General features: G+C 52.7%; 26 protein-coding genes. 17 read left to right on the top strand and 9 right to left on the bottom strand.

Features of this window, described 5'->3' with window-relative positions; all coding sequences use genetic code 11:
* Positions 1-38 precede the first annotated feature (38 nt).
* The 5 genes from EYZ66_RS07685 to rpoE form a co-directional block, all read right to left on the bottom strand.
* On the bottom strand, positions 39-1,433 hold the full coding sequence (locus tag EYZ66_RS07685) for a Do family serine endopeptidase (protein ID WP_040816056.1): 1,395 nt from the start codon (positions 1,431-1,433) through the stop codon (positions 39-41).
* Positions 1,434-1,516: 83 nt separating this feature from the next.
* A complete protein-coding gene (locus EYZ66_RS07690) occupies positions 1,517-1,963 on the bottom strand; it encodes a SoxR reducing system RseC family protein (RefSeq protein ID WP_040816058.1) in 447 nt (148 codons plus the stop codon).
* Positions 1,953-2,855 carry a MucB/RseB C-terminal domain-containing protein gene (locus EYZ66_RS07695; protein ID WP_040816060.1) on the bottom strand — a complete coding sequence of 301 codons (903 nt, stop codon included), beginning with the start codon at positions 2,853-2,855 and terminating at the stop codon, positions 1,953-1,955. Before EYZ66_RS07695 ends, EYZ66_RS07690 begins: the two co-directional genes overlap by 11 nt.
* Positions 2,856-2,858: 3 nt before the next feature.
* On the bottom strand, positions 2,859-3,500 hold the full coding sequence (locus tag EYZ66_RS07700) for a sigma-E factor negative regulatory protein (RefSeq protein ID WP_158026994.1): 642 nt from the start codon (positions 3,498-3,500) through the stop codon (positions 2,859-2,861).
* Between the two features lie 10 nt (positions 3,501-3,510).
* On the bottom strand, positions 3,511-4,122 hold the full coding sequence (gene rpoE, locus EYZ66_RS07705; RefSeq protein ID WP_009574852.1) for an RNA polymerase sigma factor RpoE: 612 nt from the start codon (positions 4,120-4,122) through the stop codon (positions 3,511-3,513).
* A 189-nt stretch (positions 4,123-4,311) separates the two neighbouring features.
* Here rpoE and nadB point away from each other — a divergent pair, with 189 nt between their 5' ends.
* Positions 4,312-5,895: an L-aspartate oxidase gene (gene nadB, locus EYZ66_RS07710; protein ID WP_139042530.1), complete on the top strand. Its 1,584-nt coding sequence runs from the start codon at positions 4,312-4,314 to the stop codon at positions 5,893-5,895.
* 151 nt (positions 5,896-6,046) lie between these two features.
* Here the strand turns inward: nadB and EYZ66_RS07715 are convergent, their stop codons facing one another.
* The gene (locus tag EYZ66_RS07715) at positions 6,047-6,379 is read right to left on the bottom strand and encodes an FAD assembly factor SdhE (protein WP_235714650.1); all 333 of its coding nucleotides are present in this window, start codon (positions 6,377-6,379) and stop codon (positions 6,047-6,049) included.
* A 38-nt stretch (positions 6,380-6,417) separates the two neighbouring features.
* Here EYZ66_RS07715 and ygfZ point away from each other — a divergent pair, with 38 nt between their 5' ends.
* From ygfZ to EYZ66_RS07785, 14 genes are all read left to right on the top strand, one after another.
* Positions 6,418-7,236 (top strand): CAF17-like 4Fe-4S cluster assembly/insertion protein YgfZ, encoded by an 819-nt coding sequence (gene ygfZ / locus EYZ66_RS07720; RefSeq protein WP_009574855.1) that lies wholly within the window; start codon positions 6,418-6,420, stop codon positions 7,234-7,236.
* A 77-nt stretch (positions 7,237-7,313) separates the two neighbouring features.
* Positions 7,314-10,889: a DUF1631 family protein gene (locus tag EYZ66_RS07725; RefSeq protein WP_009574856.1), complete on the top strand. Its 3,576-nt coding sequence runs from the start codon at positions 7,314-7,316 to the stop codon at positions 10,887-10,889.
* 83 nt (positions 10,890-10,972) lie between these two features.
* Entirely contained in the window at positions 10,973-12,370 is a 1,398-nt protein-coding gene (gene hemN, locus EYZ66_RS07730; RefSeq protein ID WP_009574857.1) for an oxygen-independent coproporphyrinogen III oxidase, read from the top strand.
* Between the two features lie 97 nt (positions 12,371-12,467).
* Positions 12,468-13,232 carry a fumarate/nitrate reduction transcriptional regulator Fnr gene (fnr, locus tag EYZ66_RS07735; RefSeq protein ID WP_009574858.1) on the top strand — a complete coding sequence of 255 codons (765 nt, stop codon included), beginning with the start codon at positions 12,468-12,470 and terminating at the stop codon, positions 13,230-13,232.
* A gap of 106 nt (positions 13,233-13,338) precedes the next feature.
* A complete protein-coding gene (locus tag EYZ66_RS07740; protein ID WP_009574859.1) occupies positions 13,339-13,950 on the top strand; it encodes a Yip1 family protein in 612 nt (203 codons plus the stop codon).
* Between the two features lie 27 nt (positions 13,951-13,977).
* Positions 13,978-15,414 carry a cytochrome-c oxidase, cbb3-type subunit I gene (gene ccoN, locus EYZ66_RS07745; protein WP_009574860.1) on the top strand — a complete coding sequence of 479 codons (1,437 nt, stop codon included), beginning with the start codon at positions 13,978-13,980 and terminating at the stop codon, positions 15,412-15,414.
* Between the two features lie 10 nt (positions 15,415-15,424).
* Entirely contained in the window at positions 15,425-16,033 is a 609-nt protein-coding gene (gene ccoO / locus EYZ66_RS07750) for a cytochrome-c oxidase, cbb3-type subunit II (RefSeq protein ID WP_009574861.1), read from the top strand.
* On the top strand, positions 16,033-16,209 hold the full coding sequence (locus EYZ66_RS07755) for a CcoQ/FixQ family Cbb3-type cytochrome c oxidase assembly chaperone (protein WP_009574862.1): 177 nt from the start codon (positions 16,033-16,035) through the stop codon (positions 16,207-16,209). The genes ccoO and EYZ66_RS07755 overlap by 1 nt, the downstream gene beginning before the upstream one ends.
* Positions 16,202-17,089: a cytochrome-c oxidase, cbb3-type subunit III gene (gene ccoP / locus EYZ66_RS07760; protein ID WP_009574863.1), complete on the top strand. Its 888-nt coding sequence runs from the start codon at positions 16,202-16,204 to the stop codon at positions 17,087-17,089. The genes EYZ66_RS07755 and ccoP overlap by 8 nt, the downstream gene beginning before the upstream one ends.
* Positions 17,090-17,143: 54 nt before the next feature.
* Positions 17,144-18,553 carry a cytochrome c oxidase accessory protein CcoG gene (ccoG, locus tag EYZ66_RS07765; protein ID WP_009574864.1) on the top strand — a complete coding sequence of 470 codons (1,410 nt, stop codon included), beginning with the start codon at positions 17,144-17,146 and terminating at the stop codon, positions 18,551-18,553.
* Positions 18,550-19,047: a FixH family protein gene (locus EYZ66_RS07770; protein WP_009574865.1), complete on the top strand. Its 498-nt coding sequence runs from the start codon at positions 18,550-18,552 to the stop codon at positions 19,045-19,047. The genes ccoG and EYZ66_RS07770 overlap by 4 nt, the downstream gene beginning before the upstream one ends.
* A complete protein-coding gene (locus EYZ66_RS07775) occupies positions 19,016-21,514 on the top strand; it encodes a heavy metal translocating P-type ATPase (protein ID WP_009574866.1) in 2,499 nt (832 codons plus the stop codon). Before EYZ66_RS07770 ends, EYZ66_RS07775 begins: the two co-directional genes overlap by 32 nt.
* 10 nt (positions 21,515-21,524) lie before the next feature.
* The gene (gene ccoS, locus EYZ66_RS07780; RefSeq protein WP_009574867.1) at positions 21,525-21,692 is read left to right on the top strand and encodes a cbb3-type cytochrome oxidase assembly protein CcoS; all 168 of its coding nucleotides are present in this window, start codon (positions 21,525-21,527) and stop codon (positions 21,690-21,692) included.
* The gene (locus tag EYZ66_RS07785) at positions 21,682-22,341 is read left to right on the top strand and encodes a sulfite exporter TauE/SafE family protein (protein ID WP_009574868.1); all 660 of its coding nucleotides are present in this window, start codon (positions 21,682-21,684) and stop codon (positions 22,339-22,341) included. Before ccoS ends, EYZ66_RS07785 begins: the two co-directional genes overlap by 11 nt.
* A 56-nt stretch (positions 22,342-22,397) precedes the next feature.
* Here EYZ66_RS07785 and EYZ66_RS07790 read toward each other — a convergent pair whose 3' ends face one another.
* Positions 22,398-23,090, bottom strand: coding sequence for an OmpW/AlkL family protein (locus EYZ66_RS07790; RefSeq protein WP_009574869.1), 693 nt, complete (start codon positions 23,088-23,090; stop codon positions 22,398-22,400).
* A 248-nt stretch (positions 23,091-23,338) separates the two neighbouring features.
* Here EYZ66_RS07790 and sthA point away from each other — a divergent pair, with 248 nt between their 5' ends.
* Positions 23,339-24,733 (top strand): Si-specific NAD(P)(+) transhydrogenase, encoded by a 1,395-nt coding sequence (gene sthA / locus EYZ66_RS07795; RefSeq protein ID WP_009574870.1) that lies wholly within the window; start codon positions 23,339-23,341, stop codon positions 24,731-24,733.
* A 1-nt stretch (position 24,734) separates the two neighbouring features.
* Positions 24,735-25,460, top strand: a complete 726-nt coding sequence (locus tag EYZ66_RS07800; protein ID WP_139042533.1) for a trypsin-like serine peptidase — start codon at positions 24,735-24,737, stop codon at positions 25,458-25,460.
* On the opposite strand, the gene trhO is transcribed toward EYZ66_RS07800, so the two are convergent.
* Positions 25,452-26,429, bottom strand: a complete 978-nt coding sequence (gene trhO / locus EYZ66_RS07805) for an oxygen-dependent tRNA uridine(34) hydroxylase TrhO (RefSeq protein WP_009574872.1) — start codon at positions 26,427-26,429, stop codon at positions 25,452-25,454. The two genes, EYZ66_RS07800 and trhO, sit on opposite strands and share 9 nt — an antisense overlap.
* Positions 26,426-26,737 (bottom strand): BolA family protein, encoded by a 312-nt coding sequence (locus EYZ66_RS07810; RefSeq protein ID WP_009574873.1) that lies wholly within the window; start codon positions 26,735-26,737, stop codon positions 26,426-26,428. The genes trhO and EYZ66_RS07810 overlap by 4 nt, the downstream gene beginning before the upstream one ends.
* Positions 26,738-26,829: the final 92 nt, after the last annotated feature.

Here is a 26,829-nt window from a genome sequence, read left to right on the forward strand (position 1 = left end):
TCCTCACCCACTACCTGTCGTGGCAAAACCCCAACGAACTATGGACTGGGCACCCGCAGGCCACGAAACATGGGCGAACCCCTTCGATTTAGACGCAAGGGTATGGACTGTCCTGGGTCAAGCTGTGCGACGGCATTGTCGAAGTCAGCAACGCTGCGAATTGGACTCGAACCCACCATCGTGATAGCGTCTCCAGGCAAGATACCTTGGGCTGCCGCGGGCGATTCGGGCACGACTTTCTCCACCACCACGGCCGCACTAAGACCCAGCGCTTCTAGGGTCTGCTGGTCCGCATTTTTAACCACCAAGCCCAATAGATTCTCTGCACTCGACTGAGCGCTTGCGAGTACCGGCTTACTCCGCTCGGGTAAAGCACCTACTTCGACGCTCAAAGTCCGTAGGGTACCGTCACGCATGACACTCACTTCGACCTGACTACCGGGCTTAACCAGACCGACAACGTGCGGCAACTGGGAAGACGTTTCGATCGATTCACCGTCAAAAGTCATAATCACATCACCCGACTGCAAACCGGCCTCAGCAGCGGGACTTTCGTCTACCACATCTACGACGAGAGCGCCTCTTGGACGATCCAAACCAAAGCCCTCAGCGAGATTCTTGTCTACGTTTTGGATACTCACACCCAACCACCCGCGCTTGACTTGACCACCGTCGCGGAGCTGATCGACCACATCGCGCACAACACTGACAGGAATAGCAAACGAAAGCCCGATCGACCCGCCCGAGCGGGTGTAGATTTGCGAGTTCACGCCGACCACCTCTCCAGCCAGGTTGAACAAGGGCCCGCCGCTGTTGCCAGGGTTGATCGCCACATCCGTTTGGATAAACGGCACATAGTTGTCGTTCGTCTCTGTGGGCAACGATCGCCCCATGGCACTGACGATGCCAGCGGTGACAGAAAAGTCCAGACCAAACGGAGATCCGATGGCTAACACCCACTCCCCGACTTTTAGCTCGTCTGGCTGAGCTAAAGGCAGCGTGGGTAGATCCTCAGCCTCGATTTTCAGCAGTGCCAAATCGGACAATTCGTCAAGCCCTACAATAACAGCATCGTATTCTTGGCGATCCGAAAAGCGCACCACCACCGCATCTGCACCGTCGACCACATGGTTGTTGGTCACAATGTAGCCATCTTTGGTTAATACGAAGCCGGAACCCATCGAGCTGCGAGGGCGAGGCGAATTAGGCATTCCACGAGGATCAAAAAATCGCTTTAAGTAATCCGGCAAGGCATCGTGATCAAACGATTCCGACTCAGCGCGATTTTGGCCCGCCTTATACTCTACAAGAATCTTCACCACGGCCGGGGCGCTGTCTTCAACTATCTCCGTAAAGTCGGGCAAACTTGATGCAGCACTGAGAGCGCTCCACACAACCAATATTAACGCGGTAAGCCACCGTTGTGGTGCCATACTTTTCCTCCTTTAACGACTAACGACAGCCGCTCAATTTGAACGACTCATTGAAAAACCCTCGAGCGGCAGGCGCTCGATCACTACTTTCTATGGGAGCTTTCGGAGATTTCAAGCATACCCGCTATTACTTGCCGCACCGACGTCCGTGTCAGCGACCACACTGCGCCACAGCCTAAACCGACCAGCAAGGCCACGACTTGGGCCCCGACCTGCGCGGGCGCCACCTGAGCGACCAAAGTGGCCAATGCCATCGCCAACAACAGCGGTTGCACGTAGGCGAGATACGCTAACTTCAAGAGGCCGTTGGCTGGGAGCACCAAACGAATGGGCTCTCCGACCACAACGCCTTTCATTGCATCGCCCAGAGGCAGAGTGAACGTTTGCGCAGACCGTTGATTGTTGAACACTCCGTGCCCACATCCGATTTTCGCCGAGCAACTGCCACAGGTTGTCTGCCGCGACCCCAAAACATCGACACTCCGCCCATCTTCTGAAACACCAACAACGACTAAGGGTTCACTCAGCACGACCGGACCACTCTAGACCTTCGACCAACATCCTGGCGGTATTGATCGGAATTTCACCGATCACAGAGACCAAAGCCGCGCCCTGTGAGGTTTGCAAACCGCGGGTATAGGCCAAGGTCGCGCCTCGATTCACCATCCCTTCACCCAAGCGAATCTCGCCTTTGGGCTGTTCAACAAAAATGCTAAATGTTGACAAACCATCCGTGTAAGTTCGCGCCTGCACGACGGCGGCATGACTCATCGATACCTCCTCAAAGCCTGCAGGCAACCACCCCAGTGACCAAGAGGAGCCGCCCTCATTCGACTGGGGTTGCGCGGTATCCGGTAATGCTGCCACGCCTTGAACCTCGGCGCTTTCCGCCTCTGGTTTGCTCGCCAACGACAAGGCTCTCAACTCGACATTCTCTAACGCATTAGAGCCGCTGAAGGTGGTAGAGCGAAGCACTATGTCGTTTTTTTCATCGACGACCAACTGAAAACCGTGCCGATACACGTCTTTCGGTAAGGCGGTAATGATCGTGGCCGTATCATCGCCTAACATTTGTCGCTCGACTCGAAACTTGTACCACTGCGCGACACCGCAGCTGTGTTCGCGCTCGAGCAGCAACCGATGACTCAGGTTGTCGCAGTCGCTGCTGTGATCGGGAATTTGTACCGAATAAGCGCCATCGGGATCTGGCATTCCACGAGTAATCACAATCTGCTGCGACCCGACGGCAGTTTGTACAACCGCTCGTGCAGCAAAGCTCGGGCCATGTCCTGATTGCATGGTTTTACCCAAAACTCGCAGCGCTTCCTCATCTTCGGCGTTGCAACTTGTCTCTGCCCATCCAAGGCTTGGACACGCTGCAATGACGAGAACCGCAAGAGCGCGGACAGTTTCTATCCGCATAGCTTAGCGCTTACCCGCCTGCGCTTCCGCTCGGGCCAGCGTTCCTGTCATGACCGTGACCGGCGTATGCAAGGCACCCGCTGTTGCGTGTTGACTCGAGTACAGCTCTAGCCGCTGTCGGGCCAACTCTTGATACAAACCCTCAATCGGGATGGGCGCTGGCGAACGCATTACCTGCGTTTGTCCATAGCTCGCTGGAATCGCCTGTAAGCCTGCCGAGTCGAGCGGCATTACGGGCATTGATCGCACAGTAGGCACCGCAGACGCCGCAATCGTCGTCGCTTGAGGCTTGGTATCTTGCTGCACCTGCAAACCGACCAGAACACCCAAACAGGCGACTGAAGCTGCTACCGCAAAAGGTCGTAGTATCTTGAACCAGTGCTGGCGACGTTTGGGCCGCACGCCCGACTGTATCAATTCGTCTCGAACGCGATCAGCGACGCTGAGACTCAAGACGGTAGCCGACGTACCCAGCAAAACTTCGCGGTTGACATGATAACGCCCCCAAGTCTCGCGCAAGCTGGGCTGCTCATCGATGCGCTTTAGCAAGCGATTGACGGAAAACTCATCGAGGTCTCCATCCATGAGCCGTGACAGCAGCTCGTCGTAGTCTTCACCAGTTCTCATATCCTGCTTAATACTCACTGACACCTCTCTATTGGGCATAATGTGGTTCGCCATTCATCACCGCAGCCACTTGCCTATCCACGGTCTCTCTGCCACGAAAAATTCGCGACCTCACCGTTCCTATAGGGCACTCCATAATCGCGGCTATGTCCTCGTAACTTAGGCCATCAAACTCACGCAGGCACAGCGCAGTTCTCAGCTCATCTGGCAAGTCAGCCACCGCTTGGGTGATCACCTGCTCCAATTCTTGCGATGCAATTGCCGCCTCGGGGCTCTCATGGTCTCGCAGTTGCTCTCCGTCATCCTGCAAGACCGCATCGTCAATATCGATATCGACTAGGGGCGTGCGTCGCGCTCGAGCCACCAGATAATTCTTGGCAGTGTTCGTCGCTATTCGAAACAACCAGGTGTAAAACGCGCTGTCGCCGCGAAACTGCTCGAGCGCCTTATACGCCTTGATAAAGCTTTCTTGCGCCACATCTTGTGCCTCGTCGCTATCCTTTACGAACCGCCTGATCACGCTCAGCACTCGGTGCTGATATTTGATGACCAGTAGGTCGAAGGCACGCAAATCGCCCTTCTGCGCCCGTTCAACAAGCAATCGATCTGATTCCTCGTCTGTTACTGAGCCACCGCTCACGCAATCTCCTCAATTCGTTTCGCTCTTATTGGACTGAATTGCGTGCCAATCGCTTTTTCCGTCTCACTGCTTCTAAGAGCACTAATTTCTGCTAAAGTTCCGCGTATTGTGCCACGGAGTTAATTTTTCTCATAAACCTGCTTCTGGCCCGTCATATTAACTGACTTTATGCGAGATGTTATTAACGAGATGGCTACAACACACTCTGAGTACGACGTTGTTATTGTGGGCACAGGTGCCGCTGGTATGGCGCTCGCGCTGCATTTGCCGACCCACCTTCGCATCGCTTTGCTGACAAAATCCACCCTCAATCAGGGGAGCACGTATTGGGCGCAGGGTGGTATGGCGGCTGTTGTTGACGCTAATGACACTGTGGAGTCGCACGTACAAGATACGTTAATCGCCGGCGCCGGACTTTGCAATCGCGATGCCGTCGAGTTTACCGTGTCGCGTAGCAGTCGTGTGGTCGATTGGCTCGTCGAGCTGGGCGTAACCTTTGATCGCCTAGAAGAACACGAGCAACAAGGCACGGGCTTTCATTTGACGCGCGAAGGTGGGCACAGTCACCGTCGGATCCTGCATGCCGCCGATGCCACAGGCAAAGCGATATCGAAGACGCTAAGCAAACACGTTGTGGCAGCGAGCCATATCGATGTACTCACCGAACGTGTTGCGGTAGATGTAATCGTACACGATGGCCGCTGTCGGGGCCTGTATGCTTTGAATACGCGAACCGGCTCGGTGGACACATTCCAAACCAACGTGGTGGCACTCGCTACGGGCGGCGCGAGTAAAGCCTACCTGTACACCAGCAACCCCGATGGCAACAGTGGCGATGGCATCGCCATTGCTTGGCGTGCGGGTTGCCGAGTTGCCAATATGGAGTTCAATCAGTTCCACCCAACCTGCCTGTATCACCCCAAAGCCAAATCATATCTCATCACCGAAGCCATCCGAGGCGAAGGGGGGCATTTGTTACTGCCAGACCGGCAGCGATTCATGCATAAATTCGACGAGCGCGAAGAGCTGGCCCCCAGAGACATCGTGGCACGCGCGATCGATCATGAGATGAAGCGATTAGGGGCGGACCACCTACTGCTCGATATCTCGCACAAGCCGGCAGCCGAAGTCTTGACACATTTCCCCAATACCGCGAAGAAGTGCTTAGAGTACGGCATCGATATCACCAAAGAACCCATACCTATCGTACCAGCAGCCCACTACACCTGTGGCGGTGTGGTTGTCGACCAACACGGCTGTACCGATATCGTTGGCCTGTACGCCATTGGCGAAACGTCGCACACCGGTCTTCACGGCGCTAACCGAATGGCCAGTAATTCGTTGCTCGAGTGTCTGGTCTATGGAGAATCTGCCGCGAACCACATCAAAGACACTGCCCTGACCTCCGGCGCGAAAGTCTCAGTTGCGGACTGGGATGAAAGCCAAGTTACCGATTCCGATGAAGACGTCGTGATATCACACAACTGGGATGAACTCAGGCGCTTTATGTGGGACTACGTGGGCATTGTGCGCACCGACAAACGACTGGAACGCGCTCAGCACCGCTGCGACTTGCTCCGCTCCGAAATCAACGAGTATTACGCCAACTACCGAGTGAGTAACGACCTGCTCGAATTGCGGAATCTCAGCGTTGTCGCGGATTTAATGATCCGCTGTGCGCGGCAACGCAAAGAGAGCCGCGGGTTGCACTTTACCCTGGACTACCCTGACCCTGAGGATCAGGCAACAGACACTGTACTCGTGCCCAGCTAGCGCTCGCTTTTTGCCTGTCGAGCAAGAGACCGGAACTCTGCATCCGACAGCTGCCAAGCGCATATCCAGGCGCTGCGCCCCGCTCGGTCAAAACACCAGAGCAAACCGGGTAGGACTGCGTAGACCCTCGCTGGACGAATCGGCATAAAAGCTAGGCTTGCGGTGCGCCAGTGAGTTTTCGAATCGTCACGACCAAAGCGGCAAACTTAGGGTCCTCCGGCTGAACGCGCTGCATGAGATAGGCATACAGATCTTGATCCTGGCACGTCATAAACTGCTCGAAGGTCTCTCGGTCCTCAGCGCTCAAATTCGCGTAATGTTGATCGACAAAAGGCTCCAACAACAAGTCAAGTTCTAACATGCCGCGCCGTGCCGCCCAGCGCATTCGGTTAACTTCACCGGCTTCAACCATGATCTCATCCAAACAGTCGTAAAAAAACGTAGTATACTGCATCGCGTCTTTGAATGCTTTCGGGACGCTCACCTATACTTGTTTTTGACGCGCTGTGACGAAATCTGCTTATGTTTAAGGTAACCCCCAATACCTATTTCTCGGCTCTCGAACTTATTGGCCCAGACGCTGCCAAAACCCTTCAAGGCCAGCTGACCAACGATGTGGAAAGCCTTCGCAACCGCAAGGGCCTTGACGGGCTGCTGTGCAATTTAAAGGGGCGTGTCGAGTTGGTTGTTAAGGTCTACAAGCATTCACCAGAACAGTTAACGCTGGTTGTGCCCACAGCGAACATTGACGCATTGAAACGTCGGCTCGCGCCATACGTGGCGTTCTCTAAAAGCCGATTAAACGAGCTTAACCTAGAAACGTACAGCCTTGTCATTGCGCCACCCGATAGCGACCCGATAGAGGTGCCAGCAGGTCTTTGGTTTGGCGACCTCGGGCTGATCAGCCCACAAGCAATCAATCAGCTAACGCGCCCATACACCGCAAGCTCAATCGATGAATTTCATCATTGGCGAATCCACTCTGGCATGATTCAACTAACCCCTGAGCAGAGCGGCCTTTACACCCCACAAGCACTGAGTTTGGACCGTTTAGGGTATGTGAGCTTCAAAAAAGGCTGTTACATGGGACAGGAAATCATCGCGCGCTTACACTATAAGGGGCAATCCAAGCATCAACTCGCCCTCTTGCAGTGCTCACCCGGTCTTACAACCGAGTCTAAAATAACAAGCCAAACAGGCGACTTAGTGGGTACTGTTGTCGATGCCGGTGCAAATAGATCGGGTTATTACCTTGCCAGTGTTCGGCCACCCACAGACAGCACAGCCGAATACTTCGTCAGCGACCACGCAGCTGATTTACTCAAACTATTTAGTCCGTAGGCACTGTGGGGCACTGGCTTTGCCCGTGTGCTTTGCGGTACTCTGCTTGGTTAACTGCCAACGGTTTTGATTAACACATGAGCAACACCGCGCCCGACAATCTCGAAATCCCCTGCTTGATTCTGTCCGACCACAGGCAACAGCGCGGCGCACTCAAATTTGGTAAAAACATCAATGAGTTACTGTTGGCTGTTCCGGCGCTGCCTGAACCCGGAGACATACCAACTCCCCCAGCCCAAGTAGGCGAGACGGGGCAATTATTTATCCCTAGCGCTGCAGACACGCTTTGCCTTAACGTTGAAATCCTGGCCACTGCGATAGACCACGTGAGTCTGGTTGTGCTCGAGTTAAATACGACGGACGAGCTCAAGTTACGCGAACGTGTGCGCGGCGCGCCGGACAGTCATTCGGACACTAGCCGCGCTCGCGTGCTCACACCTGAAGAAAAACGAGCGTTACTTGAGAAGACCAATCACTACGTTCTGGCTCAGCTCCAAGAATTGTTCGACAACCTATTTACGGCGTTGGTTGCCGATCTTCAAACCGCCTCATTAAACCCAAAGCTGCTGCAGGCTCAGCAAGAGATAATGTTCGAGGGAATGCGGCAGGTAGAAATCGTTAAGCCCAGAATGCTCGAGATCCTAATGCGCGATCTACAGCGGCGACTTCAGGGCAACCCAGACCTCAAAGCGAACACACACAAAAAACGCATAGATCAGATTACTCAGGAAGAGCTCGATCTGGTGGATCTGAAAGAATTCGAGGAAAGCCTCGCTGTCAAACGTTTATTACGTCTGGGTGAAGATCACCACCGCGGTGTATTCGAACTCATGATGATTCGTTACGCGTCGCTAAAAGGGGTTAAGCCCAAGCCCAATCTGCTACCGCTATCGCTTAACTTACTAATACCGAGCTTGAAACGCGCTCTCAATCAGCGAGAAATCCCGAACGAACTTAGCCATCGCATCTTTGACTTCTGCGGTCATTTGCTGCTGCGCAAGGCAAAAACCGTGTACGCGAACATCAACCTTGTTCTCAAACAAGCAGGGCTTGAACCAGACGTCGAAAGGCGGCTTGAAGCGGGGGCACCGCTGTTACCGTCGCAACCCAACCCATCGAGGCCGCGGCCGGTTAAACCGAAAATAGAAAGACAGCCGAGTGGCGCTCAAGAGCACGATTTAGAGTTAAGCGCGGTCGCAGCAACTCTGCCTGACAACAATTTGGTGACGCTGCAGGTCGACAAAGATAAAGCCGCTTTTATCGAACGTTTAATGGCATCCATGGGGGATACCGAAGACCCTAATGAATTCTCAGACAACTTAGTCGCCGACATGTTCGCTCAAGTCAGGAGCGACGCAAACCTCAACCCCACTCTGGGGGCGGCTATTGAGTCCTTGCAAACACCGATGCAGCAAATTGCGCGCGAGGACCCCAACTTCTTAATCAATAATCAGCACCCAATGCGCTTGGCGTTTGATCAATTAACGCAGCTCGCTCGTGCGGATTTATACCCCAACCCTAAACTGCAAACGCGGGTTGTCGATTTGATTGCGCAAGTTGGACAAAATCAGGCTCTAGACTCCGAATCGGCGGCTGAACTCGCTGAGCAAACCGCGGCCATTCGGCAGCAACAAGAGCGGCAATTCCATCGCAACATCGAGCGTCTGAGGCAAGTTGAGCAGGGGCAAGTGCGCTACCGAGACGCTCGCTTGGCCACCTTACGTGAACTGCAAGATGCTTTACCAAGCACCCAAACATCCGCGAGCTTGTGCGCTTTAGTTACCAAGGGCTGGCTGGAGCTATTGACCCTTAATCGACTGCGCAGCAAAGATCCTGCGTCAGAGGCCTCGCGACTCAGGGCAAACATTGGTCTTTTCGTCACGGTGTTACAGGCTCGCGTTACCAACGCGAACATCGAAGCGAGCCAGGTGACGGCGGCAACCAAATTGCTAGGCAGCATCGAAAGCGAGATTTCAGAGACTTTACCGACCCGAGTCAGTCACGTGACACACTGTGCCGCGTTGCGCAGCGAAGTGTGCGGGCAGCGTGAGATCGACATGGTGAATATCTTTGATACAGGACTGTTTAAAGAGCTTAGCGCGAGTAATCTGCGTGAAAGACTTCAGTCCCTTCCTCGCTTGAATCGCCTCGTCAGGAGGGCACTTGCGATACCCGTGGACACTTGGTTAAGCGATGCTGCGCAAGAACGTCGCGTCTATTTGGCGTGGCACAATCCAGACCAAGACCAATTTGTATTTGCCAACGAACGAGGCCAAAAGACTCTAGACACCAATTTGCTGGGGTTTGCGCGTTTGCTTCACCGTGGCCAACATCCTATTCGTAGCATTGAAGAACTACCGATACTCGACCGGCAACTCCTGCAACGACTCCACGAATTCACGCCACGGAGACTCGAATCCACGAAGTATTTCGGTGCCACCAACGCACTATCGAGTGATTCGTTCGCCAAGCAAGTTGTGGTGTCGAGCCAGCAAGCAATGGAACAGCGTCAATCGATGCACTTAGCTTTGTTCGCAGCGAATAACATTGATCTCGTCGCGGCCCTCTATGACAAGGTGATCGTAGAAGCCTACGACAACACACTGATCGATGCACTGACCAGCCACCTAGCGGATGAACAAATATTAGGCCACTTTGCTACCGCCAAGATTGCTGTGATTTTCTTCGGAGAGTCGGACGTCAGTCTGCGTAAGCGGCTGAAAGCCCTAACTCGCAGCCTGAATCAACTCACCGTCGCCACCGGCGACGAAATGCTGCCATTGGAAGTGCAGTGGAAAACGCTCCAAATCGATACCGCTCTGACCGGGGGCGATGAAGCAACCAGCACTCTGAACACACTTGCCGCGGCCTCCGCGGAGTCGGCGCTCGCGCTCTCGAATCTGGGACGTGACGGTCTGACCGACAATGAACACCTCAGGGCCAATTTCGACCATACTGCCATCGCATTATTTGCGTTCCACTTGCACTGGACCCATTACCACAGTGAAGTCGTCGAGAGGCGCATTGAGTTCCGGCTGCAAGACCTTGAAACCGGCGAAGAAATTCAATCGCCCTACACCACTTACCGCAACGAACTCCATCCTGCGATAGACCGTTGGCGCATACAGGCAGTATTTGCTTGGTTGCAGTCCCTAGCTGAGCAGGAGCGAGAAATACCAAACTGCGTTATCGATATCGCCAGTACTAGCCTCAATGAGCTTGCCTTTTGCGATGCTTTACTCGACGACATATCGGAGTATGGTGTTGGCACCAATAAACTGTACTTTCGCGTAGACTTGAACAACTCCCTAGCCTCGGTCGAATCACTGCAAGAATTCACTCAAATACTCTCAGATATCGGTTGCCGAATTATCGGCAGCAACGTAATGAATGCAGACCCCAGATGTCTAACCTCAGCGACCTGTGATCTTCTGGAGGTTACCGTCGACGACGCCGGCGACACGAATGAACAGCAGCTACGGCAGCTCGATAGCGCGCGCTTGTTGGGTTGCCCAGTGGTATTTTTAAGTCCACAAGGCGCAAGCTCAGTGCCCGAGTTCTTGCGCTCAAGCCTGAGCGGAGAAGAGACCTTGCGGTCCGCCGTCAAACCCCTAAGTCAGATCACTCGCGAGCTTGACACACTGAAGCATTGAGCGCGATTTGACCCAAATCAAGCGACCGAAGACGACACTGCGATAAGCTACTCGCTTCTTTGTGCAACAGAAGCGGGCCTCACATGTCCCAGAATGCCTCCCATCTTCAGGCTGACATCGAGCGTCTGGCACCGAAATACCAGAGGCCGGGGCCGCGCTACACATCTTACCCCACCGCTCCCCACCTGAGTGAGGCCTTCGCGACCAATCAATTTGAGGCACGCTGCGCGCAAGCCGATCAGCGCGATCTGCCCTTATCGCTGTACGTTCATGTCCCATTTTGTCGCTCTATTTGCTACTACTGCGCCTGCAATAAGGTGGTCACACGAACACCCGGCGCTGGACAAGAGTATTTGAACGCCCTCGACAAAGAACTTGCTCGCTATCGAGATTGGGGCTTAAACCAGCGTCTCGTGACTCAGCTACACTGGGGTGGTGGCACCCCAACCTATTTAAGCGATGCCGAGCTGACCCAATTGATGCACCTCATCGCTCGAAACTACCAATTAACCGACGCACCGGATCGGGAATATTCCATCGAAATTGATCCAAGGACCGTGAGCAAACAAACAATAGCCCTGCTGCGAGGACTCGGATTCAATCGCTTGAGCTTGGGGATTCAAGATTTCGACCCCCTCGTCCAGAAAGCCATTAACCGTGTGCAGCCTTACGAAATGGTCGCCGATCTGACCCACAGTATTCGCGAGCACGGATTCAAGTCATTGTCTTTTGACCTCATCTATGGGCTACCTCATCAAAGCGAACAGAGCTTCAGCAAAACGCTTGCTAAGGTCATTCGACTCGGACCCGACCGGATTGCTTGCTATAACTATGCTCATCTACCCAATCGATTCACCTCCCAACGTGCTATCGACCGGCTAACACTACCCTCCGCCACTCAGCGACTGCGACTACAGCGACTGATCGATACAACGCTCGCGGATTCAGGGTATGTCCTAATAGGTCTAGATCATTACGTCAAGACGACAGATGAGTTGTCGGTGGCGCAACGCGAGGGCCGTCTGCTGCGTAACTTTCAGGGTTATTCGCTCAAAAGTGCCGAAGATATGATGGGCATCGGGCACTCTGCCATTTCACAGATCGGCGACATGATCGTGCAGAACGCTCGTAACCTCGATGACTATTTAGCGAAGACTGAAGCTAACGAGTCGCCCATCAGCCGCGGGCTGACACTTACTCAAGATGACCTCTTGCGCCGAGACATCATCATGGATATCTGCTGTAAACTTGAGTTTTCGCTCTCGGAAACCTGTCAACGGTACGGTTATCAAGCCCAACGCTATCTAAAAAAAGAAATTGAAGACTTGCAAGAGTTCATCGCGGATGGGTTAATAAACGAAACGGACTCTGGCTACCGTTTGACAACCCTTGGCCGACATTTTTTACGCAATTTGTGTATGGTATTCGACGCTTGGCTCGAGCGAACGCCTGTTGACATAAAATATTCGAAGACGGTATGACAAATTGTCACAGGGGCAGACCAGAGAATCAATATTAGATTAAACTAATACACTATTGTAGGGACAATGAACGACACCATTGGGGGGTGCGGTTCTTATGGATACAAAAATACACTTGGCGAGTGACGCACCTTGCCACCACGACTTCAAGACCAATTGCAGCAATTGCAGACTCAATACACTTTGTCTGCCACTGTCTTTAGAAAGCAAAGATATTGATGCCCTAGATGCCATCGTCCAGCGCAGTAAGCCTATCCATAAAAACGAGTACTTATTCCACGAGGGCGACGTCTTCAATTCCATCTACGCGGTCCGCTCGGGCAGTATCAAAGCCTTTGCGACGACCGATGATGGCCGCGAGCAGGTTACCGGATTCTACTTTCCGGGCGAGCTCTTGGGCATGGATGGTATTAGTCGCAATATCCACGCCTCTACCGCGAAAGCCTTGGAAACCTCCGCCGTCTGTGAAATCCCCTTTGATTCGCTTGGCGAATTGAGCGCTAAAATTCCCAATCTTCAACGCCACTTTTTCCAGTTGATGAGCCGTGAAATTACCGAGGACCAGCAGCTCATCACCCTTCTCAGCAAAAATTCAGCAGACGAGCGTATTGCCGCACTGCTGCTGAGCATCTCGTCACGCAACGCCCGTCGACAACTCAGCGCAAATCGATTTCGCCTGCCCATGTCCCGGGTCGACATCGGAAATTATCTAGGGCTCACCATTGAAACCGTGAGCCGAGTCATCGGTCGGTTGCAAAAAAAGTCGATACTCCAGGTCGATAATAAAGAAGTCGCCATTCTAGATTTCGATGCATTAACCGAAATCGCCCACACAAAAGTTAGCCACCAAGAAGCGTCCTAATCGCGGCACTGCTAAGCGCAACTTGACTCAAGTCAAAGTAATGATTTGGGGACGCGATAAAATATCCAATGCGTGTTGGGGCGCAAACTCATAAAGGAGAACACACATGATTCAACATGGCTTAGCCCTGCTGGTACAACCGCACACGGCCTGGCGCCGCGTCGCCCAGCTTCAGGGATCAAGTTTTAATTCCCTGGCTCTTTTCCCTGTTGTTATGGCGATATTGCCCGCTGTTGCGTGGTATTACGGTACTAGCCGCGTGGGCTGGACAGTGGGATCATCTGGCGACGCCATTCGACTGACCGAGGGCAGTGCCACCGAGATTGCGTTCCTGTTCTACCTCGTAATGATTGGCTCAGTTGCCATCATCGGCTACTTCATTCACTGGATGTCCTCGACGTATGGCGCAAATTCCACCCTCACACGTGGCATTGTGATTGCAGGACTTACCTGCTCACCGCTCTTCGTTGCCGGGTTAGTCGGCTTCCATCCTCTGTTGTGGTTAGACCTGCTCATCGGCGTTGTCGCACTCTCGTGGTCAACGTATTTACTGTATCTCGGTATTCCCATCGTCATGAATATTCCAGAGGAGCGTGGCTTTTTGTTCTCTAGTGCCATCATCGCCATTGCACTGGTTATTTTTGTTGGCATTTTAGTGGTCACCATCCTCGCGTGGGAGTACGGCTTTGCTCCAGAATTTACCGATCATTCCGCTTAACAGTGCCCAAGACTACGGAAGAAAATCATGAATGAATTAAACGAACAACTTGAGCACCCCGTCTACAACTATAAAGTTGTGCGGCAGTTTGCCGTAATGACAATTGTGTGGGGTATTGTCGGCATGCTCGTCGGCGTGATTATCGCAGCGCAGCTCGTCTGGCCAGACCTTAGCTTCGAACAGCCGTGGTTTAGTTTTGGACGCCTGCGTCCCTTACACACCAACGCTGTGATCTTTGCGTTTGGCGGTTGCGCACTCTTCGCCACGTCGTATTACGTGGTACAACGGACAACACAAGCACGCTTAATCTCCGATGGGCTGGCCGCATTTACCTTTTGGGGTTGGCAGCTCGTTATTTTGCTCGCGGCAATCAGCTTGCCTTTAGGCTACACCTCTTCGAAAGAATATGCCGAGCTCATCTGGCCGATTGATGTGCTGATCACCATTGTTTGGGTGGCTTATGCGGTCGTATTTTTTGGAACCATTGCCAAGCGCAAAGTCAGCCATATTTACGTAGCCAACTGGTTCTTCGGCGCCTTTATCATTACCGTCGCCGTGCTTCATGTGGTCAACAGTGCGGCTCTACCGGTGAATTTTTTCACGGCTTACAGTCTGTACGCGGGCACCGCTGATGCGATGGTGCAGTGGTGGTACGGTCACAACGCCGTGGGTTTCTTCTTGACCGCCGGATTTTTGGGCATGATGTACTACTTCGTGCCCAAACAAGCGGAACGCCCTGTTTACTCGTATCGCTTGAGCATTGTGCATTTTTGGGCTTTGGTTGCGGTGTACATTTGGGCCGGCCCTCACCACCTGCATTACACAGCCCTGCCCGATTGGGCCCAAAGCTTGGGAATGGTCATGTCGCTTATTCTTCTGGCACCGAGCTGGGGCGGAATGATTAATGGCATCATGACCTTATCGGGTGCCTGGCATAAATTGCGTTCGGATCCTATCTTGCGTTTTTTAGTGGTCAGTCTTTCGTTTTACGGCATGTCGACCTTCGAGGGTCCGATGATGTCGATCAAAACGGTGAATTCACTGAGCCACTATACCGACTGGACGATTGGACATGTGCACTCTGGCGCACTGGGTTGGGTAGCGATGATCTCCATCGGCTCGATGTATCACCTGATCCCCGTGCTCTTTGGCAAAAGCAAAATGTACAGCATCGACCTGATCAACACGCATTTCTGGATGTCGACGATTGGCACCGTGCTCTACATCGCATCCATGTGGGTCAACGGTATATTGCAGGGCTTGATGTGGCGCGCTTACAACCAAGACGGCACGCTAACCTACACCTTCGTTGAATCGCTTGTCGCAAGCTACCCCGGCTATATGGTTCGACTTGCCGGCGGATTTATCTTTTTCGCAGGCATGGTACTCATGGCCTACAACGTCTACATGACCATTCGCAATGACGAGGTTACGGTAGCTGACACACAAGCAGCGACGGCTTAAGGAGATCATCATGAAGCATGAAGTCATTGAAAAAAATGTGAGCCTGATGATCATCTTGACCATCGTGGCGATCAGTTTTGGCACGCTAGTTGAACTAGTGCCTCTGATTTTCTCGAAGCAAGTCTCTGAACCCGTTGACGGTCTGAAGCCCTTAACCGCCCTGCAGCTCGAGGGACGCGACATCTATATCCGTGAGGGCTGCAATACCTGCCACTCTCAGATGATTCGCGCTCTACGCGCAGAAAGTGAGCGCTATGGGCACTACTCAGTAGCCGGTGAATTTGTGTACGACCGCCCATTCTTGTGGGGCTCCAAAAGAACGGGGCCCGACCTGGCTCGCGTTGGCGGACGTTACAGTGACGATTGGCACAGAGCCCACTTGATGAACCCGCGTGACGTCGTGCCTGAAAGCAACATGCCGGCCTTCCCATGGCTGTTTGAGAACACGATCGATAGCAGCGTAACACCGAAGAAGCTGGCGACATTACAAGCACTTGGCGTGCCGTATACACAAGCGGATATCGATGGCGCTGCAGCCTCAGTTGAGGGCAAGAAAGAAATCGATGCGGTCGTTGCCTACCTACAAAACTTAGGCACTGTGCTCTCGGAGAAACGCTGATGGACATTAATGATCTGCGCGGTCTTAGCACGGTGTTGATGCTGTGCTCGTTCCTAGGGTTATGTGTCTGGGCTTACAGTAGCGCCCGGAAAAAAGAATTTGAAGAGGCGGCCTCGTTACCGTTCGCAGACGAACACACCGCCACGACTAAGTCACAGGAGACCCACAATGACTAGTTTTTGGAGCAACTGGATCATCATTCTGACGACCATCACAATCGTCGGTATCACTTGGCTACTGTTCGGAAACCGCAAGAAGGACAACGCCGAAAATCAGACGACGGGTCACGTGTATGATGGCATCGAAGAATATGACAATCCACTTCCTGCGTGGTGGTTCTTTATGTTCACTGTGACCATTATTTGGGGCCTAGGCTACTTGGTCGCCTACCCAGGCATGGGCAAATGGGAAGGCTTACTCGGCTGGACGCAGCAAGGCCAGCACGACGCTGAAGTCGCTAAAGCCGAGGAAAGATATCGAGCTATGCGCGACCGTTACCTCGCCTTACCTATCGAAGAAATTGCGTTTGATCCCGCCGTCAAAAAAATGGGACAACGTCTGTTTGGTAACCATTGCGCCCAATGCCACGGAGCAGATGCGCGCGGAGCCTATGGCTTTCCCAATTTGACCGATAATGATTGGCTGTGGGGCGGTTCACCTGAGGCCATTAAGCATACCCTCAATTATGGGCGACAGGCGGCCATGCCTGCTTGGGGGCCTGTGCTTGGTGACCAGGGAATCAAAGAAATGACAGCCTATTTGTTGAGGCTGAATAATCGCTCCGCAGACCCCGCGCTCGCTGAAGCGGGTAAACAGAAATTCGGCATGTTGTGTGCGGCCTGCCACCAAGCCGACGGCACGGGCAATCAGCTTGTCGGAGCACCTAACCTGACCAACGGCATTTGGCTCTATGGCGGCAGCGAAGCTGACATCGCGCACACTCTGCGCGTCGGCCGCAATGGCATGATGCCCCTCCAAAGTAGCCTACTGTCAGAGGATAAAATCCATATTCTTACCGCCTATGTGTACGGGTTGTCTAACACTCAGGGGAACTAAGTTCCCCTGAGGTCACGGGAGCCTTCACATCTAACATGAGGTAGCTGTTAGACAATGAATGATGATCAACGTATTGATTTAACCGAAGCCATTCCTGCCGAGGTCGCTGAAGTCGACCTTTACCAAAAACGCGAAAAAATTTACACACGAAAAATTGAAGGTTTCTTTCAACGCTTACGTCTCTACACAGGCTGGCCCCTGTTGATCGGTTATTTTGGGCTACCCTGGCTTGAATGGGGCGGACGCCAAGCGATATTGTTCGACTTACCGGCCCGCAAGTTCCATATCTTAGGCATGACTTTTTGGCCGCAGGACTTTTCCTTGCTTGCATTTTTGCTCATTATCGCCGCCTACGCTCTGTTCGCTGTGACGGTGGTCGCCGGTCGGGTTTGGTGCGGCTACACCTGCCCGCAAACCGTTTGGACTGCCATTTTCATGTATCTAGAGCAGCGTTTTGAAGGTAGCCGGAACCAACGCATCAAACTTGATAAAGCGCCGTGGAGTATCGAGAAAGTCTGGCGCAAAGGCATGAAGCATAGCTCGTGGATGGTCGTCGCTTTCATGACGGGTATGACCTTCGTAGGCTACTTCTATCCCATAAAACAACTGGTACCCGAGCTGGCAACCTTCAGCACCGGTTTCTGGCAAGCCGCCTGGACTGTGTTTTTTACGCTGGCGACCTATATCAATGCGGGCTGGATGCGAGAACAAGTCTGCAAATACATGTGCCCCTACGCACGTTTCCAATCCGTCATGTTCGACAAAGATACTCTCATCGTCTCTTACAATCACGCGCGAGGGGAACCGAGAGGCTCTCGTAAACACGACGCCGACCCTAAAGAGCTGGGCTTAGGAGAATGCATCGATTGCCAACTTTGTGTGCAGGTCTGCCCCACTGGGATTGATATTCGCGAGGGTCTGCAATACGAATGCATTGGTTGCGCCCTATGTATTGATGCCTGCAATTCGATAATGGATAAAATGCAATATCCACGCGACCTGATCTCCTACACCAGCGAGCACGAATTGGCGGGTGGCAAAATGCACTGGTTCCGCCCTCGTATCCTCGGCTATGCGGCGATGCTCTGCATCATGATGAGTGTGTTTGCCTACAATCTCATCAACCGTGTACCGCTGGAACTCACGGTTATGCGTGATCGCGGCGACTTGTACGTACAGACCAATGACGGTCGCATCGAGAACATCTACACCCTACACATTGTCAATATGACCGATCAACAGCACCGCTACTTGCTGTCGGTGGAGGGTCTTGACGACGTTCTCATTATGGGTAATCGTGAGCCTTTGGTGCCAGCCGGTGAAGACCTGACCGTATCGCTCCGTTTAAATGCGCCGTCTGGCGCTAGTGCTACAGCATCGAGCCCTATTCACTTTAACTTAACAGCAGAGGATAATCCCCAGCTGTCGGTTCGAATAGAGTCGCGATTTATGAGACCCCTATGAGTAAACCCATATCCTCAGCACTAAGCAGCCAGCCTTGGTATAAAGAGTTCTGGCCCTGGTTTATCATCGCCCTTCTGGGCACCGTGGTCACCGCGAGCTTGATCACAGTATCGATCGCCTTTCGTCATGCCGATGATTTGGTCGTAGATGACTACTACAAAGTTGGTCTGGCCATCAATCAACGTTTGGAGCATCGCGAGGCAGCTCAACGACTAGGGATCCATATCACTCTTAGCTTGGCGGATGAACACGTTGTTCTCAGGACCCGGAATGTCGCACCAAGTTCCGAACTGACGCTTTTGCTGGCGCATCCCATGGAAGCCGACAAGGACTTTTCCTTGGCCTTGTTGCCCGGACCCGATGGCGTTTTCTTCGCCACTCTACCAACACAGATCTCACGCACTTGGCATTGGAGTGTTTCTGGCGCCGAGCCCGAGGTCTGGCTGGTGTCTGGAGTGATCGATGAGAAAGCTTTCAGTAATGGCGCCCCCTGAAATCATCTTGCCAAATGTAAAGGCAGGTACCCCCGGTTGCTTTCACTGTGGCGAGCCGATAGATGGACCCTCGACCTTTAGCAGTGTTATCGAGGGACGAGAGCGGCCGATGTGTTGCGCTGGTTGCAAGGCGGTCGCTGACCTGATCGTCGAATCAGGCATGGCGCACTTCTACTCACAGCGAACACACTACGCAGAAACACCGCCTGAACAATTGCTGAACCTGAGCTACGACTCGTACGACTTTAGCGAACTTGGCACATCAACGGGTGATCCGAGCACAACAGATACTCACACGGTTCAGCTGTTAATCCAAGGAATGACCTGCGCAGCGTGTTCTTGGCTGGTTGAACGCCAAGCACTCAGAACCGTCGGTGTAAAAGCGGCGCGAGTAAGCTTGAGCGAATCAACACTTAACGCAGAGGTCGATTCGAGTACCCCCCTAACCGAACTCATGCAGAGTATTGGCAAACTGGGGTATCGTGTTCAACCCTTCCAAAGCTCAGAAAGAACCAAGCTCCTGGGACTCGAAAACAAGCTCATGCTAAAACGTCTCGCCGTGGCCGGTCTTGGCATGATGCAGGTCGGCATGTTCGCTATCGCCCTCCACGCCGGCGCAATACAAGGCATGGAAATCGAATATCAACAACTGATGCGCTGGGTCAGTTTACCTATCGCCCTGTTTGTTACGCTGTACAGTGGCGGGGCGTTTTTCCGATCTGCATGGTCTCATCTGAGACATGGCGCCGTGGTCATGGACCTACCCATCTCAATCGCGCTAGGCCTTGCCATAGCGGCGTCCATTTACGCCACTGTGACAGCAAGTGGCGAGGTGTATTTTGACTCTGTCGTTATGTTTGTTTTTTTTCTGCTGGTTGCACGCTATTTCGAGCACCGGAGCCGATTCGCGAGCAGCCTTAGCCTACAGAAAATACAGGACACCCTACCCCGCGTTGCCAATCGCTTATTTGAAAATACCCTTGAATACTGTTCGATCAGAGATCTTAAATACGGTGATCGAATACGGGTGTTTGCCGGAGATACCATACCCCTCGACGGAATTGTCGTAAGCGGTGACAGCGACATCGACGAAAGTACGTTCACGGGTGAGTCAGTGCCAAGGGCGGTTACAGCAAGCGATCACGTTTTCGCGGGAACGCTCAATCTCAAACAATCGATTGACCTAGAGGTCACCTCAGATCCCGACTCAACCAAACTCAAAGCCCTCGAGAACGCGATAAGCTTCGCCGAGACCCAAAAGCCAAAAATCGCCCAACTAGCCGATCGTATTGCTGGCGTGTTTATCCTTGGGGTTCTTACTATTGCTAGCGCAACCGCCTATTACTGGTGGCAACATGAACCCGACAACGCCTTTTGGATTGCATTGTCGGTATTGGTCGTCAGTTGCCCCTGTGCCCTTGGTCTAGCGACACCGGCAGCACTAACTACCGCGGCGCAAAGTTTGCGTCAAGTGGGCGCCATCATCCGCGGTGACAATGCAATTGAGCAACTCAGCCACATCGACACCGTGATCTTCGACAAAACAGGAACACTGACCGACGGTCAATTTGAGTGCGTCAAGACGCTCACTTTTGGCAAGCTCAAGGCGAGTGATTACTTCATTTTAGCGCAAGCTTTACAATCCCACAGTGCCCACCCCATTGCGAGCGCTTTTGCCGGCACAGTCAACTATGAACACGTCGATGAGAGCCTCAAAAGTGCTGTCAGCGCGCTGTTAGAATCCGACTCCGAGTGTAGACCACGACGTGAGGCGCAAGGGCTTAGTTTCATGCATAAAGGCCTGCGCTTAGAGATAGGTAACGCGGCATTTTTGACCCAAGCTAAACTCCCCTCGCCCTGGCCAACCGAACCTCTGCACTGGATCGGTCTCAGCATTGACAGCAATATTGTGGCTCTGTTCGGCTTACAGGACAAACTTCGATCTAATGCTAAAGCCCTGGTAGAGTATTACCGAGACGCAGGCATTCGCACACTACTGTTGACCGGTGACGCCAGTGCCCATGCCCACAGCTTGGCAACAGCGTTACCCTTCGACGCCTGCGCCTTTGGATTAAGTCCGGAGCAAAAATTAGCGTACCTGAGTGATTTGCAGCACCAGGGCCGAAAGGTTTTGATGGTAGGAGACGGTATCAACGACGCAGCTGTGCTAGCGCAAGCGAATACTGGAATCGCAGTATCTCAAGCCACCGACTTGGCCCGCGCAAAGGCCGATATTGTGGTGACCGACTCTGATTTAACACCGATCAAACTGGCTCATCGTCTCGCCTTACGAACACGAAAAATTATCCAACAGAATCTGATTTGGGCCCTGGGCTACAACATTGTTGCCATCCCTCTCGCTTGCCTGGGACATATCCCACCGTGGCTAGCTGCGCTGGGCATGTCGCTCAGTTCGCTCATTGTTGTCTTCAATTCGCTGCGCCTAAAAAATCACCCTATGGCTTAGGTATGATCTTATGTCGACTCTGTACTTTCTCATTCCAATCGCACTAATCTTCTGCGTGGTGACGCTCAAACTCGTGCTGTGGGCCATTCAGTCCGGGCAATATAGCGACCTAGACCGCCATGCCAACATCATTTTTGAAGACGACCATACGGATAACAAGGACACCAATGATCACTGAAGCCAACCTAGTAGCTGCGAGCCTGTTGGGGCTAGCCGGCGCCGGTCATTGTGTTGGTATGTGTGGGGGCATTGCCAGCGCTATCGGCATTGGATCTCGCAATCGTCGCAGTTTGATCCTAGCCTACCAAGCTGGTCGAGTTACCAGTTATGCAGCGCTAGGGTTCTTCTTAGGCGCAGCCGCTAGCATGCTCGATCTACCCGCTTGGCGCATGGGACTGCGTGTAATAGCGGCACTTATGTTGATCGCAATGGGGCTGTATACGGCGAATTGGTGGTTCGGACTGAAACATTTGGAGCGCCTTGGCGCGGTCGTCTGGAGGCCGATACAAAACGTAAGTCGTCCACTCCTACCCGCCAGACGAATACCACAGGCGCTAGCACTTGGAGCCGCATGGGGATTTCTACCCTGTGGACTCATATACAGCGCTTTAGCCTGGGCATCTGCGCACGCAAATGCCAGAGATTCTGCCGTGTTAATGCTATTTTTTGGTCTTGGGACCCTACCCGCCATGCTCACGGCTAGCCTTGGGGCCAACTGGGTTTCTCAATTCTTCAAGAAGCTTTGGGTAAGACAAGTTATTGGCGCGACCCTGTGCGCTTGGGGCATGCTAAATCTGGTCATGCTGCTGCGTCACAGCATGCATTAAAAAAAGCCCCGCTAGTGCGGGGCGAAGCAGTGGTGTTGGGGACACCACGTAGCGACTTAAAACCGGTAAGCAATACCGATGTTGTAGACCATGGGGTCTAATTCGACGTCAAATTTTACCGTACCCACATCCGTCTTAACCTTGGCCGTTGTATCGATATCTACCCACCAAACGCCAAAATTTACGGACCACTGATCATTCAAGGGAATATCAACACCTGCTTGAGCTGCCAACCCAAAAGAATCTTCGAGCTGCAAACCGACTCGGTTGGCACCCAGCAACGCACCTAGGGTATCGGCTAATTCTTGTGAGGGGTCCTCACTAAAGAACGCGGTATAATTAAGACCCAAGCCCAGGTAAGGCTGCCAACCTTGACTACCACCGCGCGGATACCACTGCAAACTGACTGTTGGTGGCAAGTGCTTCGTGTCGCCAGCGGGTATATTTGCACCGTTAAGCTGAATATTATGGCTAAAAGGCGTGGCCGCCAGCACCTCAAGACCTAAACTGTCGCTCACCATGTAAATACCCATAAGCGACAGCTGGGTGTCGTTATCGACCGAGACACCCGGCAACACGGTAGCCGGGGCAGTGGGAAGAACCACGGAGTCACTTTTCTCATCAGGGGCAACGGTTGCGGCACCTGCACGGACTATCCAGTCACCCGCTTCATAGGCATTGACATTGCCCGTCGCCATTGCCAGACCAGCTGCTGCCAACAGAGGTGAGATCCAAGCTCGCTTCTTCATAACCACTCCTTCTCTAAGTCTTCGGATATTGGACGATTTAATCATCCATGGGATCATCTTAATGCGTTGAAGAATTCGGATATTGATCAGGGTCAAACTCTTAAAGATGCGCAAGACTCTGGGGTTTCGATTATTGACGCACATCAAGATCAGGTAGAGCGCAGATAACGACGACTCGACTTTTGGCGCATTGTTCGCGACTGAAAGAGTGTTTAAACTTACGCTTTCACTACAAAGTTGTATAAGTCATGCCAAAAACAGGGTTTGATCTGGTTGTGATCGGCAGCGGGCCTGCGGGTGAATCGGCAGCACTCAATGCTGCGAAGCAACAGAAAAAAGTCGCAGTCATCGAGGTCAACACTCAAGTTGGCGGGGCGTGCACGCACAAAGGCACTATTCCCTCGAAAGCCTTGCGGCACACCGTGAAGCAGCTCATGCGTTTCAATAACGGAACCTTATTTCGTGAGATAGGCCACAGTCGGCAAATTCCTTACCCTACCGTTCTGAAACACGCAATTTCGGTGGTCGAGCAACAGGTCGATATGCGAAGCAAATTCTATGGCCGTAACAATATCGCCGTATACAAAGGCCGCGCTAAGTTTATCAACGATCACAATCTATCGGTAACCAGAGCTGATGGCTCGGTCGAAGAATTGCATTCTCAAGAATTCGTGATTGCGACAGGTAGCCGTCCTTATCACCCGCCCGATGTGCCCTTCGAACATTCTCGAGTCTACGATAGCGACACCATCTTAAGCCTGGAACATACCCCTCGTAAGCTCATTATTTACGGAGCGGGCGTGATTGGCTGCGAATACGCGTCGATTTTTAGCGGCTTAGGTATCAAGGTCGAACTGATCAACAGTTTCGAAAATCTCTTGGCGTTTCTTGATGATGAAATATCCGTCGCTCTCGACTACCACCTGCGGGAGTCTGGCGTTATGGTCCGCCATCGCGAGGTGTATGAGCGAGTAGAAGCCAATCAAGAAGGCATTTCACTGCATTTGCAGTCCGGAAAAATCATTCGTGGTGATGCATTGCTGTGGTGTAACGGCAGAAGTGGCAACACACAAAATTTGGGACTAGAGAACATAGGCTTAAGCAGCGATGGGCGCGGCCAGATCAAAGTGAACCAGCGCTACCAAACCGATGTACCGAATATTTATGCCGTTGGCGATGTTATTGGCTCACCCAGTCTGGCGAGCGCAGCTTATGACCAGGGTCGTGCCGCCGCCTCCTCCAATGACAAAGACGTTCGTTTTGTCGACGATGTCCCGACCGGAATTTATACAATACCCGAGATCAGCTCAGTCGGACGTACCGAACGAGAACTCACCGACAATAAAATACCTTTCGAGGTGGGCCGTGCCTTTTTCAAAGATACGGCCCGAGGGCAAATCTCGGGCGAAGGTACAGGAATGTTAAAAATACTGTTTTGTCCAAGCACGCTCAGGATTTTAGGCATTCACTGTTTTGGCGCCGAAGCGACCGAGATTATTCATATCGGCCAAGCGATCATGAAACAACCTGACACCGCGAACACCATCCGCTATTTTGTCGAAACGACATTTAATTACCCGACGATGGCCGAAGCTTATCGCATTGCTGCTTTAAACGGCTTGAATAGACTCTCCGGCTACTAGCGTGTTTCGCCCCCGGAAAGGTCTGCTCTGCACTTTGCTAATGGTGGAGCTGAGTTTTGCAAGCGAGGTCGAATTCCCGCGTGAGCGCTTCGACGCGCAGGCACCTAAATGGATGGAGAACGTCGCTAACCTTGAAGTGCCGGCCATAAAATACGAGCAAGGCCGCGCGCGGCACTACACCGAGTACTGTAGCGGCACCTTACTCAAAAATGCCAAGACGTCGCAGCCCAGGTTTGTGATCAGCGCTTGGCATTGCGTTGAACATTACCAAGACTTGAGTCGAGACCTTACGGTCTACTTTCCGCACGCTCAATCGCACCACAAGGTCTACACTGCGCGCTTAGTTGATAGCGGCGGCAGCATTTCCAGCGACTGGGCTTTGCTAAAACTCAGCGACGCTCCCAGTTCAGAACAGCTGGCGGGTCTCGCTTTAATGACGACTGACAAAAACCAGCCCGCAACCGCTGCGGGGTTTGCGCTCGCCTTAGAGAACGGCCGCCAGCGTCTCTCATTTGATGATTCCTGTGAGGCAAATGGCGAAAACGAATGGATACTGTGCACCACCTCTAAAGGCGCCTCTGGTGGTCCGATCGTGCAAATCCATCAGTCGGTGGCGGGTATCGTCGGCGTGATATCACAGGGCGACAGCCAAGCTTTTACGATAAGCTTCCCCAGTGCGAGACTACCCCAACGCTGGAGAGGCGCCTTCGGGGCACACCTACTCTGAGACCACCTTGCCGTGACGCTGCCGATCAGGCGGCGCGGCACCGATATGTTGCTCTTTACGCAAGGCCGCCAATTCGATTTGCTTCTGTCGCTCCGCAAACCTCAGCTTTTGATCTTCGGTTAACTGATCATAACAGCGCGGGCAACAAACCCCTTTTTGATAGCGAAAATCGAGCTTTTGGTCTTCAGTGATCGGGTGGCGACAACCGTGACATTGATCGTACTGTCCTTTTTCGAGGCGGTGGTTGACCGACACCCGATTGTCAAAGACGAAACATTCACCCTGCCATTTGGACTCGGTCTCTGGCACTTCCTCAAGATATTTAAGAATGCCACCCTTCAAGTGGTAAACCTCGTCGAACCCCTGTTCAAGCATGTAGGCCGTCGCTTTCTCGCATCGAATGCCACCCGTACAAAACATCGCGACCTTTTTGTGTTTAGCGGGGTCCATGTTTTTTTCAACGTACGCAGGAAATTCTCTAAAGGTCGTAGTCTTAGGATCAAGTGCCCCCTCGAACGTCCCAATCTCAAATTCGTAATCGTTGCGAGTATCCACCAGCACCACATCGGGATCAGAAATGAGTTCATTCCAATCCTTAGGCTCGACGTAGCGCCCCACCACTACGTTGGGATCAACACCCTCAACCCCCATGGTTACGATTTCTTTTTTAAGCTTCACCTTCATCCGATAAAAAGGCTTTTCTTGATAATGAGATTCTTTGTGCTCTAGCGCCTCAAGCCCGGGTAAAGCTCGCAAATAATTCAGCAGTTGATCTATTCCCTCTCGAGAACCAGATACCGTGCCGTTGATACCCTCACGCGCAAGTAGTAGGGTCCCCTTTATGCCCAAGCTGAGGCAGGTTTCGAGTATCGGCTCACGTAAGGCCTGATAATTGGACAAACTCACAAAACGATACATGGCAGCGACGACAATGTCGTCCGCCTGCTCGCGTCCTGGATCTTGTGTCATCGACCACCTCCTAAACACTCTGGTGACATTGGACTTTGCTGGTTGCGCTCACGCCACTGCTCTGGTGTGTACAAGTGTAACGCGAGAGCGTGTACCGGCCCGTCAAGCAAGTCAGACACCAAACCATAGACCGCTTGGTGCCTTTTTACACGGGGCATAGACTCAAACTCTTCGGCAACCACAGTCATGCCAAAATGTGTCTCGGAACCCTCAGGCACATTATGTTTATAACTCTCGTTTTCTAATAACACCAGCGCTTGCGGAAACGCGTCGCTCACGCGCGACCGAAGTGTAGCCTCTATCGTCATGAATAGACCCTTTCGAAAAAACGCAAAGTATACCCGATACAGCAAAGTCTAGGAGAACACAATCTGTCACAATTCAGTTGAAACCCCGCCAC

It is taken from the genome of Aequoribacter fuscus, from assembly GCF_009910365.1.
Classification (GTDB): domain Bacteria; phylum Pseudomonadota; class Gammaproteobacteria; order Pseudomonadales; family Halieaceae; genus Aequoribacter; species Aequoribacter fuscus.